Annotated in this window: 18 protein-coding genes; 9 read left to right on the forward strand and 9 right to left on the reverse strand. The window is 41.7% G+C overall.

Features of this window, described 5'->3' with window-relative positions:
• Nucleotide 1: 1 nt before the first annotated feature.
• Both PSH54_RS00480 and PSH54_RS00485 read right to left on the reverse strand, forming a co-directional pair.
• Nucleotides 2-1,987, reverse strand: a complete 1,986-nt coding sequence (locus tag PSH54_RS00480) for an AMP-binding protein (protein ID WP_273605160.1) — start codon at nucleotides 1,985-1,987, stop codon at nucleotides 2-4.
• A gap of 129 nt (nucleotides 1,988-2,116) precedes the next feature.
• Nucleotides 2,117-2,923, reverse strand: coding sequence for a class II aldolase/adducin family protein (locus tag PSH54_RS00485; RefSeq protein WP_138579629.1), 807 nt, complete (start codon nucleotides 2,921-2,923; stop codon nucleotides 2,117-2,119).
• 90 nt (nucleotides 2,924-3,013) lie between these two features.
• On the opposite strand from PSH54_RS00485, the gene PSH54_RS00490 reads away from it, so the two are divergent.
• The gene (locus PSH54_RS00490; protein WP_024033009.1) at nucleotides 3,014-3,943 is read left to right on the forward strand and encodes a LysR family transcriptional regulator; all 930 of its coding nucleotides are present in this window, start codon (nucleotides 3,014-3,016) and stop codon (nucleotides 3,941-3,943) included.
• On the opposite strand, the gene PSH54_RS00495 is transcribed toward PSH54_RS00490, so the two are convergent.
• The 4 genes from PSH54_RS00495 to PSH54_RS00510 all read right to left on the reverse strand — a co-directional run bounded on the left by PSH54_RS00495 (nucleotide 3,927) and on the right by PSH54_RS00510 (nucleotide 8,305).
• Nucleotides 3,927-6,311 (reverse strand): TonB-dependent receptor, encoded by a 2,385-nt coding sequence (locus PSH54_RS00495; RefSeq protein ID WP_273605161.1) that lies wholly within the window; start codon nucleotides 6,309-6,311, stop codon nucleotides 3,927-3,929. The genes PSH54_RS00490 and PSH54_RS00495 overlap by 17 nt on opposite strands.
• Nucleotides 6,312-6,474: 163 nt before the next feature.
• On the reverse strand, nucleotides 6,475-7,212 hold the full coding sequence (locus PSH54_RS00500; protein WP_273605162.1) for a phytanoyl-CoA dioxygenase family protein: 738 nt from the start codon (nucleotides 7,210-7,212) through the stop codon (nucleotides 6,475-6,477).
• Entirely contained in the window at nucleotides 7,209-7,799 is a 591-nt protein-coding gene (locus PSH54_RS00505; protein WP_273605163.1) for a uracil-DNA glycosylase family protein, read from the reverse strand. The genes PSH54_RS00500 and PSH54_RS00505 overlap by 4 nt, the downstream gene beginning before the upstream one ends.
• A 137-nt stretch (nucleotides 7,800-7,936) precedes the next feature.
• Nucleotides 7,937-8,305 (reverse strand): VOC family protein, encoded by a 369-nt coding sequence (locus tag PSH54_RS00510; RefSeq protein ID WP_273605456.1) that lies wholly within the window; start codon nucleotides 8,303-8,305, stop codon nucleotides 7,937-7,939.
• Nucleotides 8,306-8,527: 222 nt separating this feature from the next.
• On the opposite strand from PSH54_RS00510, the gene PSH54_RS00515 reads away from it, so the two are divergent.
• Genes PSH54_RS00515 through PSH54_RS00525 form a run of 3 tightly spaced genes read left to right on the forward strand, consistent with a single transcriptional unit; the run spans nucleotide 8,528 to nucleotide 10,796 of the window.
• Nucleotides 8,528-8,866 (forward strand): hypothetical protein, encoded by a 339-nt coding sequence (locus PSH54_RS00515; RefSeq protein WP_010556117.1) that lies wholly within the window; start codon nucleotides 8,528-8,530, stop codon nucleotides 8,864-8,866.
• A complete protein-coding gene (locus PSH54_RS00520; RefSeq protein WP_248462102.1) occupies nucleotides 8,863-10,458 on the forward strand; it encodes a PepSY-associated TM helix domain-containing protein in 1,596 nt (531 codons plus the stop codon). The genes PSH54_RS00515 and PSH54_RS00520 overlap by 4 nt, the downstream gene beginning before the upstream one ends.
• On the forward strand, nucleotides 10,455-10,796 hold the full coding sequence (locus PSH54_RS00525) for a DUF3325 domain-containing protein (protein WP_273605164.1): 342 nt from the start codon (nucleotides 10,455-10,457) through the stop codon (nucleotides 10,794-10,796). The genes PSH54_RS00520 and PSH54_RS00525 overlap by 4 nt, the downstream gene beginning before the upstream one ends.
• Before the next feature lie 237 nt (nucleotides 10,797-11,033).
• On the opposite strand, the gene PSH54_RS00530 is transcribed toward PSH54_RS00525, so the two are convergent.
• The gene (locus PSH54_RS00530; protein ID WP_004588274.1) at nucleotides 11,034-11,555 is read right to left on the reverse strand and encodes a lipocalin family protein; all 522 of its coding nucleotides are present in this window, start codon (nucleotides 11,553-11,555) and stop codon (nucleotides 11,034-11,036) included.
• A 120-nt stretch (nucleotides 11,556-11,675) separates the two neighbouring features.
• Between PSH54_RS00530 and PSH54_RS00535 the strand changes: the two genes are divergently transcribed.
• From PSH54_RS00535 to PSH54_RS00545, 3 genes are read left to right on the forward strand one after another with little or no spacing between them, the layout of a single operon-like run.
• Nucleotides 11,676-12,131, forward strand: coding sequence for a YaiI/YqxD family protein (locus tag PSH54_RS00535; RefSeq protein WP_004588273.1), 456 nt, complete (start codon nucleotides 11,676-11,678; stop codon nucleotides 12,129-12,131).
• Between the two features lies 1 nt (nucleotide 12,132).
• Entirely contained in the window at nucleotides 12,133-12,708 is a 576-nt protein-coding gene (locus tag PSH54_RS00540) for a DUF6942 family protein (RefSeq protein WP_273605165.1), read from the forward strand.
• Entirely contained in the window at nucleotides 12,693-13,085 is a 393-nt protein-coding gene (locus PSH54_RS00545; protein WP_138579611.1) for an ACT domain-containing protein, read from the forward strand. Before PSH54_RS00540 ends, PSH54_RS00545 begins: the two co-directional genes overlap by 16 nt.
• A 125-nt stretch (nucleotides 13,086-13,210) precedes the next feature.
• Here PSH54_RS00545 and PSH54_RS00550 read toward each other — a convergent pair whose 3' ends face one another.
• Nucleotides 13,211-14,092, reverse strand: coding sequence for a LysR family transcriptional regulator (locus tag PSH54_RS00550; protein ID WP_273605166.1), 882 nt, complete (start codon nucleotides 14,090-14,092; stop codon nucleotides 13,211-13,213).
• 145 nt (nucleotides 14,093-14,237) lie between these two features.
• On the opposite strand from PSH54_RS00550, the gene PSH54_RS00555 reads away from it, so the two are divergent.
• Nucleotides 14,238-14,843, forward strand: coding sequence for a short chain dehydrogenase (locus PSH54_RS00555; protein WP_054982054.1), 606 nt, complete (start codon nucleotides 14,238-14,240; stop codon nucleotides 14,841-14,843).
• 103 nt (nucleotides 14,844-14,946) lie between these two features.
• Nucleotides 14,947-15,117, forward strand: coding sequence for a hypothetical protein (locus tag PSH54_RS00560; protein WP_273605167.1), 171 nt, complete (start codon nucleotides 14,947-14,949; stop codon nucleotides 15,115-15,117).
• 1 nt (nucleotide 15,118) lies between these two features.
• On the opposite strand, the gene PSH54_RS00565 is transcribed toward PSH54_RS00560, so the two are convergent.
• Nucleotides 15,119-15,775 carry a class I SAM-dependent methyltransferase gene (locus tag PSH54_RS00565; protein ID WP_273605168.1) on the reverse strand — a complete coding sequence of 219 codons (657 nt, stop codon included), beginning with the start codon at nucleotides 15,773-15,775 and terminating at the stop codon, nucleotides 15,119-15,121.
• Nucleotides 15,776-15,786 lie beyond the last annotated feature (11 nt).

Raw genomic sequence — 15,786 nt, forward strand, 5'->3', positions numbered from 1 at the left:
ATTAGGCGGCCTCTGTTGTTTTTAATGCCAGCACTTCGTAGTTAAATGAGTACGGGGTTAGCAGCGTTTTTATCTGTTGTTGCAGCGCGTTTAACTCATCTTCATTAACTAAAATTGTGGCTTTTATGCCTAACTTTTTATCAGCAAACACATTTATTTGCACGGTTTTGTTGATTAATTGCTCGCTAAGAGCCTCTGTAATGGTTTGTTTTATTTCTAGGCAAACCAATTCGGGCTTATAAATTTTACCTACGGCAGTAAGCGGTATTTCATCAATTATATAAATAGCTTTTGGTATTGCTGCCCGCTCAGGTATGTTGGCGCTAACATACGCGGTGAGATCATCAAGCTTAAGCGTGCTATTTGGGCTTAGCGTTACGTAAAGTACGGGTACTTCGCCTGCGTAGCTGTCGGGGCGTGGCACGGCGGCTGCAAGTGTTACATCGGGGTGGCTGGTTGCGGCATCTTCTATCATTTTGGGGTCTATATTGTGCCCGCCACGTATTATTAGCTCTTTTTGTCTACCACATAAAGATACATACCCGCTCTCATCTATTTTTCCTAAATCGCCGGTTCTAAAATACTGTTGGCCGTTTTCATCAACTACCCATGCGCCTTGGTTATGCGCATCTTCTACGTAACCGGGAAATACGTTATTACCGGTTATTATTATTTCGCCGACATCGAGTGTATCGCACATTTTAACAAGCGTACCTTGCTCGTTTATATCGGCAATTTTAAGCGTAATACCAGGTATTGGCAGCCCTACAGAAGCCTCTTTATTAATTGGGTTTACAGGCATTAACGTACTTACTGAGCTGCCCTCAGTTGAGCCATAACCCTCTACCAGTGGGGTGTTTGTGAGTTTAGTAAACAGGGCTTGTAAATCTGATGAAAGCGGCGCGGCCCCACAAATGGCAAACTTCATTTTAAGCGGTGGCACCGATATTTTTTGCGAGGTAATTTGCTCAACCATAGCAGCGTAAACCGTAGGTACGGCGGTCATAACGGCTACATCGTAATTATTAATTAGGGTGAGTAAGTTTTGAATGATGTTTTTACCTCTAAAGCCAGAAGGGCTTGCGAGTAAAATTTTACAGCCTTTCATTACCGAGGCTATGCCTGTGGCTACCGCCGCATTTACATGAAATATGGGCAAACCTACTAGCATGGTATCGCCTGCGTTTACTGGCGAAAGTAAATTAACCTGCCCTGCATTGGTAAGCTGGTTTAAGTGCAAGTGCTTGGCAAGTTTTGGTAGGCCGGTGGTACCACCCGTATGAAAATACGCGCACACATCGCTTTGCTCAGGCAAAGTAAAATTAGCTGCTTGCGTACTTTGCGCCGCGAGTAATTTTTTAAACCCATACACGGGTACTTTATTATTTTGCGAGCACGCTATGTCGTCACCAAATAAGCTAATGACCGCTTTTAGGCCGGGTATATGCTCTTTAATTGCCATTACTTTTTGCCAAATATCGCTACCAGGGACAGGGCCTAGGGCAATGATTACTTTGGTATTGGCTGAGATCATAATTTCTTTCATTATGGACTCATCAAGCAAGGGGTTTATGGGGTTTGCAATGCCTGCGGCCTCTGCTGCCCAAAGCGATACATAGGTTTCAGGGAAGTTAGGTAATACCAGCGAGGTAACCTCGGTTTTTGTAATACCCAACGAGTGCAATGCATTGCCAAGCCCTGTTACGTTATTGGCAAGCGCGTTGTAACTCATTTTACGGTGCGGATTAGCAAAGCTTTTACCTTTAAAGGTCATTAAAATGCGATGAATAAGCCTTTTTGCAAACGGAATTTGCGCTTCGCTAATGCAGTCGCCATCTAAAATGTATTCAATAGCGGTTGCATCACCAAAGTTTTTTGCCGATTGTAAAATGGCATGATAAGTAGAGCGAGGAAGTTGCTCTGGTGATATTTCAGCAAGGTTTAAATTGCCAACATCGGCGTGGTTTTTAATTGTTGTTATATTCATAAAACCCTCAACGTATCTTTATAATGTGTGTATTTGCGTGTGAGTGCATAGTATTTAAACGCGGCTTTGGGTGTGTGGGCCATTACCGCGCAAATTTTAGTCTATCAAACTTAAGCTATTGCCAGTGTTTTAATCTAAAAAGCTGTTATCTTTTGCGGCAACAACCTGATACATGGGCTGAAAATTCCCCCATGTAACTAGCTCTGAGCCATTGGCTTGTTTAGTGTGTAGCGCAACATCGTGAGAAATAAGCTTAGGCTCGCCTGCGGCTTGCGCTAATAATTGGCTTTGGCAGCAGCTATCTAGCAATACAAAATTGGCAACTGCGGCATCAACCGACGAACCGACGGTAAGTAAACCATGGTTTTGCAAAATAACAGCGCAGTGATCAGCCAGTGATTTAGCTATCATATCGCCCTCTTCGCTGTCGGCCACTACGCCGCTAAATACATCAAATACGCTGTGGTTTTCGTAAAATACGCAAGCATCTTGCGAAATTGGTTTAAGTAACTCACCTAATGCTGAAAACGCACGGCCATAACGTGTATGGGCATGGGCTACTGCGTTTACGTCGGGTCGCGCCATATGTATGCGTGAATGAATAGCAAACGCGGCGTTATTAATCGGTGTGCTGCCTTCAATAATATTACCTTTATGATCAACCCGAATGAGATCTGACGCTTTAATATGCGCAAAATGCATACCTACAGGGTTTACCCAAAAGGTATCGGGCTCTATGCAGTCGCGAAGTGTTATGTGCCCCGCAAGTCCTTCATCAAAACCGTACATGGCAAATACTCTAAAGCCTGCGGCTAGGCGTTGTTTTTCGTAGCTGCGTTGCTCCTCTAGGGTGTTAAATTTAGGCGGCATAATAAGTTTAAATTTGTCGCTGCCTATGGTCATTTTTGCGGCTTGCTGCTCTAGTGTATTGCTCATAATAATCCTAAATTAAACTCTGTTGACTTTAGTTTAGTCTCGCTTAAGATAAATAGAAGTGATGTTAATTAATGGTTAAACATAAATACTATGCATGGAAAGATAGATTTAAACCTGTTTGTAATACTTAAAACGGTATATCAAGAGGGCAGTATTACCACTGCAGCGGATAAACTGCATTTAACGCAACCTGCTGTTAGCCATGCGCTTTCTCGCCTTAGAGAAAAGTTTGACGACCCATTATTTATTCGCCACGGTCGGCGTATGGTGCCCTCACCTTTTTGCCAAAAAATAATAGCGCAAGTTATTGAGTCGGTGCAGGTATTAGAGTCAACCTTAAATAACGAACGGCTTTTTGATATAGCCGCCTTTAAGCGCGAAATTAAATTTGGCTTTAGAGATATTTTAGAATCGATATTTTTTCCGCCGCTAATGAGCGACCTACTCACAAACACCCCCAATATCACGATTAACAGCCGACAGGTGTCGCATGTTGATATGGAAAAATCACTCGAAAACCAAGAGCTCGATATAGTCATTGATGTACTTACCCCTACCAGTAACCACATAAAAAACACCTTTATTTGTAATGAGCATTTTTCGCTAATTTGTAGGCACGATCACCCAATATTAAATGACTTAACCGTACAAAATTACGCAAAGGCATCGCACGCGTTGGTGTCGTTAAAAGGTGCGCAGGTAGATATTATTGATATGGCGCTGGCAAAGCATGCACTTGCCCGTAATGTAGTGCTTAAATGTGAACATTATTTTGCGGCGACTAAAGTGATTAGCCAAAGCGACATGATAATGACAATGCCAAACGCGTACGCGCAGGTATTAAAAGAGCAAATGCCTGTGCATGTAACTAGCTTGCCGTTTGATGTGCCGTTAATGCCCGTGCACATGTATTGGCACGAACAAGCTGATGACGATTTAGTAAATAGTTGGATGCGAGAAAAGCTGCTAGGTTTAGCCCAGCAACTTATCCCTGCTGACAAACTTAAAAGCGGTAATTAAATTGTGCGTGATAACTGCGCCCACGCTCTGATAAAAAACGGTGTGCGTAGCTAATTACTGGCACATCATTGGCCTGCGAAAAAGTTTGTTTATCGGTTAAATTTTTAGCCAATAACGCCACCGACCAATCTCCTTCACTGCTACCTAGTTCTATGCGTAAATTTAGCTTTTCAAAAGCACTTTGCTTGGCTATTGGGTCAAGATCTTGCTCTAAAAAGTAATCGTCACTAAAGTTAAGCGCTAAATTGCTACTTAAGGTAAGGTTTGAAAACACCTCGGTATTGTAATCAATCGCTATATTGCCTGAGTAATCGGGAGCAAACGCGCCAGTTTGCCCGGTTAAATCTTGAAACGCTTGGCTAAGTAGCTCGCTTTGCATAACCGTTGGCGATGCACTGGCGTATTGTTCGTATTCAAAATCAAGCACCGCAAGGTTTGCCGATAGCTGCCAACTTTGATTTATTGCCCAGCGCGAATCGAGCTCAATCCCTTTTACTTTGGTTTCGGCGGCATTTTTAACTACAAATGCATTACCATTAAATTCAGATACTTGTAGGTCATCGTACAGGGTGTAAAACAGTGTAGCATTTACTTGTAGAGTATTTTTAATTGGCTCGGCTTTTATGCCAAATTCAAAGTTTGTGGCTTTTTCGTCGTCAAACTCAAAGCCTGAGTTTTCATCAACCGTGTTACCTTGTGAGCCATTTAAGCCAGAGCCATCAAAACCACCGGCTTTGTAGCCTATGCCAGCGCTTGCAAATAACATGGTGTTGTTAAACCCTAAATATTGCACACTAATATTGGGTGATAAGTGCGACTCATCACGCTTAGCGTTAAGGTTATGTACCCCCGCGCCCGAAAGCTGCCCTGCAATAGTGGGCGCAGCGGCATTAGCAAATTGTTGTACGGCTTGCGGTGTGTTTGGCTCAAATACGCTATACACACTTTGTGCGCTGCTTACTTCTTTTTCTTCTTTTTGATAACGCAGGCCAAAATTAGCGCGCCATTGCGCGTTTACATTCCAAGTAAGGGCGGTAAATGCTGAGTAGCTTTGTTGGTCTTGATCAAACAGCGCATTTACGCCCAATGATGTACCCACTAAATCAGGAATAAGTAACGATGCACCAAATAAAATATCGTTTGGGTGTTCAAGCTCGCTGCTCATGTAAAAAATGCCCGCTACGTATTCAAGCGTGCGCCCTGTTGGCGAGCTTACTCTAAACTCTTGCGTAAACTGGTTATAGGTTTCTAAGTAGTCTTGTTTTATAAGCGGGATTTCTGAAAAGTCGGCGTCAAAGGTTGAGTCCCAATCGTACTCGCTATAGGTGGTTACAGAGGTAAATTCGTATTCGCCATAGTTATAGGTTAATTTAAGTGATGCATTATCAAGCGTGGTTTTACTTTGCTCATTAAGCCCACCTGGGTGACCATCGCCCGATACCGAACTTGTGTAATCAAGGCCCGAGTTGTCGCTTAATAAAAGTGAACGATACCCTACATTGCCTGGGTTAGTAGGGTCATTTGCTATTTGTAAATCTCGATTGGGAGTATCAATAATGTATTGGTAGCGCGAGCCATGCGATTCAAACTCACCGTGTTCCCATTTAAATAATGCGTTTATATCATCGTTTATTTGCCAATCTATTGATAAACGTGCACCTGATGAGTCGTTAGATTGCTCATCACTTTGGCGCGCTTGGTTATATAAAAAGCCATCAACAGAATGATCAAACGCGGCAATACGAATGGCTAAATCATCGTTAATAGGAATATTTATAACGCCGGTAAAACGCTTTTCGTTATCAGAGCCAAACTCTGCCGATACGTTGCCTTCAAGTACATCGGTTGGCGAATTTGAAACCATACTAAAGGCACCTGCTGTGGCGTTTTTACCAAACATAACCGACTGCGGGCCTTTTATAAGCTCAAGGCGCTGCATATCTAAAAATGGAAATTTAGCCTGATGCCCGCGCCCCAAATACACGCCATCTTTATACATAGCAACCGATTGCTCAAAGCCTGAGTTAGTACCCGAGCCTATGCCGCGTACAAAAATACGTTTGCTGCTTGAGGTTTCGGTTATATGCACGTTAGGTAGGTTTTCGCTTAGGGCGAGTAAATCATCAACACTGTTTTGCTCGAGGTAGTCGCCAGAAAGCGCTTGAATAGAGGTAGGAATATCTTGTAGCGATTGCACCCGCTTTTGCGAGGTGACGGTAATGGTTTCAAGCTCACTTTTATTTACTTTTTGCTCGCCAGCTTGTGCCATACCCACGCTTAATGCGCTGAGCGTAAATAAAGTAAGTGTTTTTTGTTTTAAAAAACTAGGTTTTAAACGTGTGTGTGACTGTGTGTGTTCAGTTGTCATAGCTGCAACTCCATTATAGAGGTTATTTTTATTGGATAATTTTGCGTCTATTTCATACTGACGAGTCTTAAAATAAATAACAGTGATGTTTATTTATTCAACACTATTAGTAATATTTATAGTTAAGCGAAAAAGTGTTGTGTTAAATGGGGTTATAGCGGGTTTAAAGCGGGTTAAAAAATACCAGTGGGTTATCGGTTTTATTAGCGATTGCCGAGCTTGGAGTGTTTGCTGCATTGATAAAGGCAGTAAGCTGTGGTGCATTTTCGCAAAAAATAATATCCAGTGCTAAACGGTTTTTGCCGTATAAGCCTCGGTGAATCATATTGGCTGAAAACAACAGTAAATCTCCCGCATTAAGTTTAATAACTTTGCCTGTAGTTAAGTTATCGCTTGGCAGCTTATTATTTTTTGCAAAACGTACATTTAGCTCCTCTGGTGTATCCCAATTTTTATGCGAGTGGGGCACAAGCTCTATACCTGGTTCGTCTTCAAGGGCTAACCGGCAGTGCACTACGTCGGGCCCGTTTAACGCAGCTTGTTGCTCTTGCACATTTAAATGGTATTGCATATCGCGATGCCAATAATTTTTTTGTGTAACATTTACGGGATTAAAAAATAACTGAGTATTTAAAAACAGTGGCTCACTAATCGCCTGTTTTACACGCTTAATTAATTTGTTATCAGCTATTAAACTAAATAAGGCTTCGTTTTGCTGCGCCGTTAAATACTCACTATTTGTTATGCCTGAGCTATTAATTGCACGGGATTGATAAAACTCACGGTTATTAGCCTTCCACTTTGTATGAAAGGCATTAACTAGTAGCTTAATTTTATTTAGCTCTTCGGTGCTGTAAAGCCCCTTTACAAGCATGTAACCGTTTGATTTATAGCTGTTCATTGTGGTTCTTCATTTAATATTGCAGCAACGCGCTCAGCAAGTTCTGGCAGTACATCTTGTGCAAACCATGGGTTCTTTTTAAGCCAAATATTATTGCGTGGGCTTGGGTGTGGTAGCACCAAATGCTCCGGCCAATACTCACGCCACGATTTTACTAACTCGGTTAAGGGCCTGTTTTTAGTATGCGGTAAATGATAAGCCTGCGCGTATTTACCAAGCACTATTGTAAGCTCTAAATTTGGCAGAGCGGCCAGTAATTGCGCTCTCCAAGCAGGTACACATTCTTTACGCGGGGGTAAGTCGCCCGACTTACCTTTACCAGGGTAACAAAAGCCCATAGGTAAAATAGCTATTTTTTGCGGATCATAAAACTCATCAACACTTAGCCCAAGCCAATCGCGTAGGCGGTTTCCGCTGGCGTCGTTAAAGGGCTTGCCAGTTTCGTGTACTTTTATGCCCGGTGCTTGGCCGGCAATTAAAATACGCGCATTGGCATTAAATTGTATAACGGGGCGAGCACCTAACGGTAAATGAGGTTCACAGATCACGCATTTACTAACTTGCTCAATTAAATTGATCGGATCCATATAAATCTGGCCTTAAATGCTTGAATTTTGTTCTAAATGGCCATTTAGACCTAATGAGTTGGTAAAAAATCGGTTTATTTTACTCAAATTAGTTATTAGTTGGTAAAATCGTGATCTCACCTAAAAATAACAGCTAATTATCTGATATGTTTATTGTTTTCTGACCATACGGCAAATTCGTTACCACTGGGCTCGGTAAAATGAAAGCGGCAGCCACCGGGGAACTCAAAAATAGGTTTTACTATTTTGCCGCCATATTGCGCTACTTTTTTAAAGGTTGCGTGAATGTCGTTACTGTAAAACACCAGCAGTGCGGCCCCATGTTGAGTAAGTGATTTAAGCGGTGCTTTAAAAAAGCCACCATCAAGCCCTTGGCCGCTAAATGCCGTATACTCTGGGCCATAGTCGGTAAATTGCCAGTTAAACACGTTAGTAAAAAAGCTTTTTGTAGCTGTTAAATCGCACGCGGGAAATTCTACATAATTTAGTTTTTCGTGGTTGTTCATTTTAAATTTACTCATTGGCTTGCCAGTATTGACCACTGTAAACCTTCGTAATTAGCTAAGCAATAACCCTAAAACGGCAGAGATCAGTATTTTACTAACATGCTAGGCACTAATGTTAAATTATCTAGAATATACAAATGAGAATCGCTATCTTTTGTATTTGTAAGCTTTATAATAACGGCTTATTTTTATCCTCGTATTTGAATAAGGGATTTGTTAACTATGCAGGCACCTCTGCACATAGCACCTTTTACCAAAACTAACCTAGCTGCGCTTCTAAAGGTGGCCCAAAGCTATAGAGTGTTAGTATTTTTGCGTTTTATTATTGCCATAGTGGGCGGCTATGCGTTTACCTCAGCGTGTATTTCATTATTAAGTGTGCTGCTGCCCATTCCTAAGCAAGATGCCGTATTACTGTGTGTGTCTATCAGTATTTTAATTTACGCCGCAGTGTTTATTTATGCGTTTTCGGTTAAGTCGTTAAAAACTGTTTGGATCAGTATTTTACTAAGTACATGTTTTTTTGTTGCTGTATTGGCGTTACTGAAGGGTTGGCTATGAAAGACAGTTTTTTTAGGTCGATGACCTGGCTACATACCTGGGTGGGCTTACTTACCTGTTGGATTATTTACGTAATATTTTTTGCAGGCACAGCGAGCTTTTTTAGAGACGAAATAAACTTGTGGAATCAGCCGGCTATACACAATGTGCAAGCCCAAACCGACAGAGTAGCCGCGCAAAGGCAGCAAATTATTAAGGGCTTTGATTATTTAAATCAGCACGCTGCAAATTCCCCTAGTTGGCGTATTACCTTGCCCGAAGAGCGAATACCGTATTTGGTATATGGCTATGCAAAACCTAAAGAGCCGGGGCAGCGCCGCAGCCAGTTTGTAAATACCCAATTAAACCCAAACACCATGCAAGCGCTGCCTCCTTTTGTTGAAAGTAAAGGCGGTAACTTTTTTTATCGGTTACATTATCAGCTTTATTATTTAGATGCCATAACAGGGCGCTGGGTAGTGTGTTTTGCCAGCTTTTTTATGCTACTGGCAATAATTTCCGGCGTGGTTATTCATAAGCGCATATTTAAAGATATGTTTACCTTTAGGCGCAATAAAGGGACTCGTAGCTGGTTAGATGCGCATAATTTAAGCTCGGTACTTGCCCTACCGTTTCATTTAATGATTACCTACACAGGCATTATTACGCTTATATTTATGTTGTTCCCCTACCCTGCGTTAACGACGTACGACAAGGGTATGCGTGGCTTTTTTAACGATGTAACACCTAGCAATAACGTGACTAATAACGCCCAAGGCAGTGCAGAATTGCTCCCTATAAACACTATTTTGGATCAAGTTTATACTAAGTGGCCTAGTGCAGATATTACGCGTGTTCAGGTTAGTAAACCGAATATGGCCGCTTCAACAGTAACGGTATTGGTAAGCCCTGCAAAGGCGCTTCGCGATCAATCTCCACGGCTTTTGTTTAGTGGCGCTACTGGCGAATTAGTTGCACAAACTGATGACGAACTTAGCAGTAGTAAAGCACTTTATGAATCACTTAACTCTATGCATACAGGGCGCTTTGCTACGCCTTTACTGCGCTGGCTATACGTACTTGGCGGTATTGCAGGCTGCGTAATGATTGGCTCTGGCTGCATAATGTGGGCTAAACGCATACGCGAGCGTAATAAGGGTAAAGCCTCATTTGGCTTACAGTTAGTTGAAGCTTTAAACCTTGCCACCATCATGGGTTTACCACTGGCTACCTGCGCCTTTTTTATTGCCAATAGATTACTTAGCCCGACCGTAGCAGGGCGTGGTGAAAAAGAAGTTACAGCGTTCTTTTTAGCGTGGTTAGTGGTTGCCGTTATGGCACTTTTAAAGCGCGATAGGCTGCAATGGCGTGTAATGGCAGCCATAAATGCCCTCGCCTGTTTGAGTGTACCGGCAATAAATGCGCTCACCACACAGGGCAATATAGTGAGCTACTTACTTAATAAACAATGGGCCTTGTTTATTTTCGATGCGGTATTTTTACTGTTTAGCATACTGTTTTTAGTACAAACCGAAAAATTACGTACTGCTTCTAGCGCATCTAAAAAAACAGCTAATAACCTAGCCAATAATAAAAAGAGGCAAAAAGCATGATTGATTTACTTAGCTTTAGCCTCTGTTTGTTTGCTTTTAATGGTTTTGCTTTGGCAAAGCCAGCGCATTTTAAAACGGTGTTTACAAAGCGTCCCTCTAAGCTGCAAAGTAATTTGCTGTTAATAGTTGCCTGGATCAGTATTTTACTAAGTTTATTGTTCTGCGTGGTTACGCAGCAGGGATACGGTGCTTTACTATTTTTTGGCTTTATGGGGCTAAGTGTATTAATTATAACGATTTTTTATAATTTTATAGAAAAGTTGATTAAGCCATTTAGCTTTTTAAATATGTTACTGATTGGCTTATCAGGGCTATTACTGGCAGTAAATTCACTTTAGTTAGTAAAAACCTGATCCAAAGAAAACCCTTAATTTTAGGCAAAAAAATGGCAAGCTATAAAGCTTGCCAACAATAGGGGGATATTCAGTATGTCCAACACTTGCATGTCTCGTTGCAAGTGCAGCTAATATAGCCCTAACATATTTAACTTACCTTACAGTGAGGTGATCGTTTTATTACAGCTGTAACAATCATTTGCTCAACAACTGTAAAGCCCCTTTACATAGCTAAATAACCTACTGTTTAACCCAAATAATTTGCTCTGTAGCAAAGCCTAGTTTGTTGGCTTTAGCTATAAAATGTTGTTTAAGTTTGTCACTAACGGTCGGTGTACGCGATAAAAACCATAAAAAGTCGCGGTTATAACTTGTAATAAACGCATATTGGTAGTCGTCTTGGTCTAATTCAAAAATAACGTAAGCACCATAAAATGGGCCAAAAAACGAGACTTTAAAATGGCCTGTGTCAGTACCTTCTACAAATTTAGCTAAGCCCTGTGCTTCATCCCACTTTTGCTCTTTAGTTATAAAACCTTTGTTGAGCACTTTTACTGTGCCATCGTCATTTACGGTGTAAGTCGCGGTTACTTGCTCCATACCCTCTTCGAATGAGTGATCAAGGCGGGCAATTTCGTACCACTTACCTTTGTACTGCTCTAAGTCAAAGTTTTTAACCGGAGTAATGCCCTCAGGTGCACTTGTACAGGCGGTGAGTAAAAATAACCCTGTAATGAGTAAAATAGTCGTAATGGCCTTCATGAAAGCTCCTTTTTAAAAGTGATGTTGTTTGTACGGCTCTAAGCCAATAAAGTTTGCTAGCCGATTAAAATAAATTGCTATAGGATCAGCTAAATACTAGAGCAATTAAAAGATTTAAGCATGAAAATATGGGTAGATGCCGACGCATGCCCTGTGGTAATAAAAGAAATACTTTTTAGAGCCGCAGAGCGCACGCAAACACCAACCATTTTAGTAGCTAACCATGCAATGCGTATTCCGCCTTCAAAATTTATAAGCCGCGTACAGGTTTCGAGCGGGTTTGATGTGGCCGATGACGAAATAGTAAAGCGTGTAGAAAAAGGCGATTTAGTTATTACTGGCGATATACCCCTTGCCAGTGAAGTTATAGATAACGGTGGCCAAGCACTTAACCCACGTGGTGAGCTTTACACGCCAGAGAATATTCGCTCGTTATTAAACGTGCGCGACTTTATGGATACCATGCGCTCAAGCGGCGTAGAAATGAGTGGCGGGCCACCACCGCTTAGCCAAACCGACCGCCAAAATTTTGCCAATAACCTCGACCGTATTTTAGCGCAAAAAAAGGCGAGCTAGTGTGAGTGAGCAACTAATTGGCTTAGGTGAGCAAGCCTTTAGCGTAGCCGTTTATGTGGCAAAAGCGCCGCCTATGCCCTACTTTGCAACCCTACACAGTGTTGAGCCTGTAATAAACGAGCAAATAAATACCATCAACCAGCACTGCGGTAATGGCTGGCGTAAAGTGTTTAACGTATACGCTAAAGTGTTGTTTGCGTTACCGAGTGAGTATTACAGCTTTGCTAAACAAGCCGCTAGCTGGCAAGCATATCGCGATACATTTTTACTGCAAAAAAACAGTAAAACAGCGCTGTTATTTAGTGCGCCCATTATTAACGCCACAAATAAAAATCAACTGCATATTATTGCTGGGCGAACCCATGCTAAAAACTTATTACAGCAAGGTAAGCTTAATGCGCAATTTAATTGGTTAGACGATGAGTTTGCAATTGATACAACGAATAACATTATCGTGTGCCCGTACTTTGATTACCGGCAGTTAAGTAATATTAAAATAGCCCGATTAAGCGAGCTAGTTGCCAAGCTTAAAACATCTAATAAAAAATGTAAGGACTCAACATGGCGGGAATTTTAGAGCTAAATACATTATTAAAATCAATGAACCCCGAGCTTAAACAAGGTGAATATATATTTTGCTGTTTAGCTGGCAGCCTTGCCGACTACGTTCATTTAAACCCGCTTGCCAGTTACGTTGAAGAAGAAGGCCTAACCCTTATTTTAAATGCAGATACCGCCAATAAAGCCGGTATTACTTATGAAGCTAAATATAATTTAATTACCCTTAATGTGCATTCAAGCCTTGAGGCTGTTGGGTTAACCGCTGCGGTATCGGCCAAATTAACCGAGCATAATATTAGCGCTAACGTAGTGGCTGCGTTTTATCACGATCATATTTTTGTACAAACCGATAAAGCGCAGGCCGCGATGAAAGCACTTGGTGAGATTTCTTGAGTTTGCGGGCACAGCAACATGTTAGGTGATGTGGATATTAGCGCATCGGGTGGCGCTTCGCTTAACCGACCTACGTTTTAGGATGAGCTTGTCTTAAGCGTTTGATCAGAATTAATATATCCAAATTACTCAACCACTAACTTTGACACTACCCATTTATGCAGTGGGTTTTTATTGTAGCGTGGATGCCACGCCGCTATTACATCAAACGGGGCTGGCAGCTGCTGTAGCTCTATCTTTACCAGTTCGGAGCTTACCGCGCGTGAGGGTAAAAACGCGATGGAGTCGGTGGTTTCTAGGTACATAGGCACAATTGAAAAACACGGTGCCGATACAACAACATTGCGCGTTAAATCAAAGCTTTTAAACCAATCGTCAATAGAGCCTTTAAAATTTGGGCGCGAAGGTGAGGCTATAATGCTTGGGTAACTGGCTATTTGTGTAAGGGTTGGTTTTGTGCCTGCTATTGATGAGTTAGCTGAAGTAACGCAAATATGTTGCTCTTCAAATAACTTAATAATGGGGTAAGTACTTGGGATGTAGTCGGGGAAGGCAATGGCTAAATCAACTTTACCGTTTTCCATTAAATCGTGCAGGCTATCGAGTTCAAAGTCTCTTATTATTAATTTTAAATTAGGCGCTTGCTCTCTTAACTCTTTTACAAGCGCTGGCAAAACAACTTGCTGTGCGTAGTCGGTAGCGGCTATTACAAACGCACCATCAACTGTTTTTGGGTCAAATATTTTAGGCGCTAATAATACCTGAAAATCGTTTAGCAGCTTGTCTATATCTACCGATAACTCCTCTGCATAAGGCGTTGGCACAAAGCCGGTGGTTTTTCTTAAAAACAGCTGGTCGTTAAATACATCACGCAGCTTTTTGAGTTGCTCACTCACAGCTTGTTGGGTTAAGCCTAATTTACTCGCCGCTTTTGATGCGTTTTTTTCGCGAATGAGCGCCTGGAAAATACGCAGCTGCTTTATATCTAGCCTGTCTAACTTACTCATGCCAATGCCTTTGTTGTTTTAGCATTATTAACGTATCACATTACCATTTATTTTTGTATCACTTACATGAAGAGGTTGTTTCTAATTGTCGAGCTACCCCCTTACTATGCCCCCCACACACTAAATTGAATGATTGGAGCAAACAATGAAAACAGTAATTTTAATCGGTGCACTGGGCAAAATGGGTCAAGCGGCATTGACCGGTTTATCTAAGCATAAAGTAATTACAGCGGGTCGCTCGGGCGATGTAGATCATATTGTTGATATTACGAGTGAAGCGTCAATTACCGCTTTGTACGAAAAAGTAGGCCACTTTGATGCCCTAGTAAATACAGTGGGTTTATGCGAATACGAAACCTTTGCTGATATGAGCGAAGAGCAGTGGATGACGACCATTATGAGCAAAATGATGGGGCAAATTAACCTTGTACGTATTGGTCAAAAGTACATTGCTGATGGCGGCTCATTTACGCTAATTAGCGGTATTTTAAACGTTAAACCGATACCTTTTGCGATTGCCGATGCAACAACAAGCGGCGCAATAGATACGTTTGCAAAATGCGTATCACTAGAAATGCCACGTGGCACGCGTATTAATGTGGTTAACCCTACTGTGCTTGAAGAAGCGTGGGACGTATATGGCGAAATGATGCCAGGTTTTCAACCCGTACCAAGCAAGCTTGTAGGTAAAGCGTTTGAGCGCTCGGTTGATGGCTTTATTACTGGCGAAGTTATTTTTGTAGATGCATAACTACCCGCCATATTGGTGAGTGACGTGGCAAATTAAACAAATAAGCGCTCTGCATTAACAGTAACTGCAAAGCGCTTAAATACAGATTTTAATAGGTGATGAAATGAAAAAATTAATACCCGTATTTGCGATATTATTGGCCGTAGGCTGTGCCAGTGTAGCACCAAGCTCGCAATATGTTAGCGAGCCAGGTGCCGATTCTAATAAAGAATGTAAAACCATACCGCGCCATAAACATACGGTTAAATGGTGCAGGCCGCATCCTTCAAGATAAGTTAAACAACGTATCCGCTAAAACCGAGCGCTTTAAAATAAAGCTTAGGAATACCGTATTTGCACTCGTTAAGTAACTCGCTAAAACGCATTCTATCAAATGGGTAAAATTCACTGTCTAAGTTTTGAGCTGTGTAGGCTTGCCCTGCATCACTTAAGCCTAAATCGGCACACACAGTAATTTGTGCTTCGCGCTCAAAGTCGGTTTCGGGTTTCATTAAATCGCTAATAAATAAGTTTGCGCCTTTATTTAAATTAGCTTTAATATTTTTTAGAAGCTGCTTTTTGCTGCCGTCGTCTTTTAAAAAGTGCATTACGAGTAGGCATAGCGCCGCATCGGCCTTAGTAGATAGCTTATCAAGCTCGCCTTCAATAACATTAACGCGCTTTGCTATGCCGTGCTCTTCAAACGCTTGTTTAGCAATTGCGAGCATATCACTTGAGGTATCTTGCGCGGTAAATTGCCAAGTAGGGTTAAGCGCGGCAAGGGCGAGTATTTCTTTGCCTGTGCCTGCGCCTACGACTAAAATATGTGCGTTATCTTTAAGGGTTGCTTTAAGTTGAGCATTAGTAAGTTGATGCAATAGCTCATAACCAGGGACTAAACGGGTAATGCGGTCGTTGTAATGCGTTGCTTGCTCGCCTGTGAATGTTGGCATTTTTTAACTCC

The sequence above is a fragment of the Pseudoalteromonas sp. Angola-30 genome, assembly GCF_028599215.1.
GTDB lineage: Bacteria > Pseudomonadota > Gammaproteobacteria > Enterobacterales > Alteromonadaceae > Pseudoalteromonas > Pseudoalteromonas atlantica.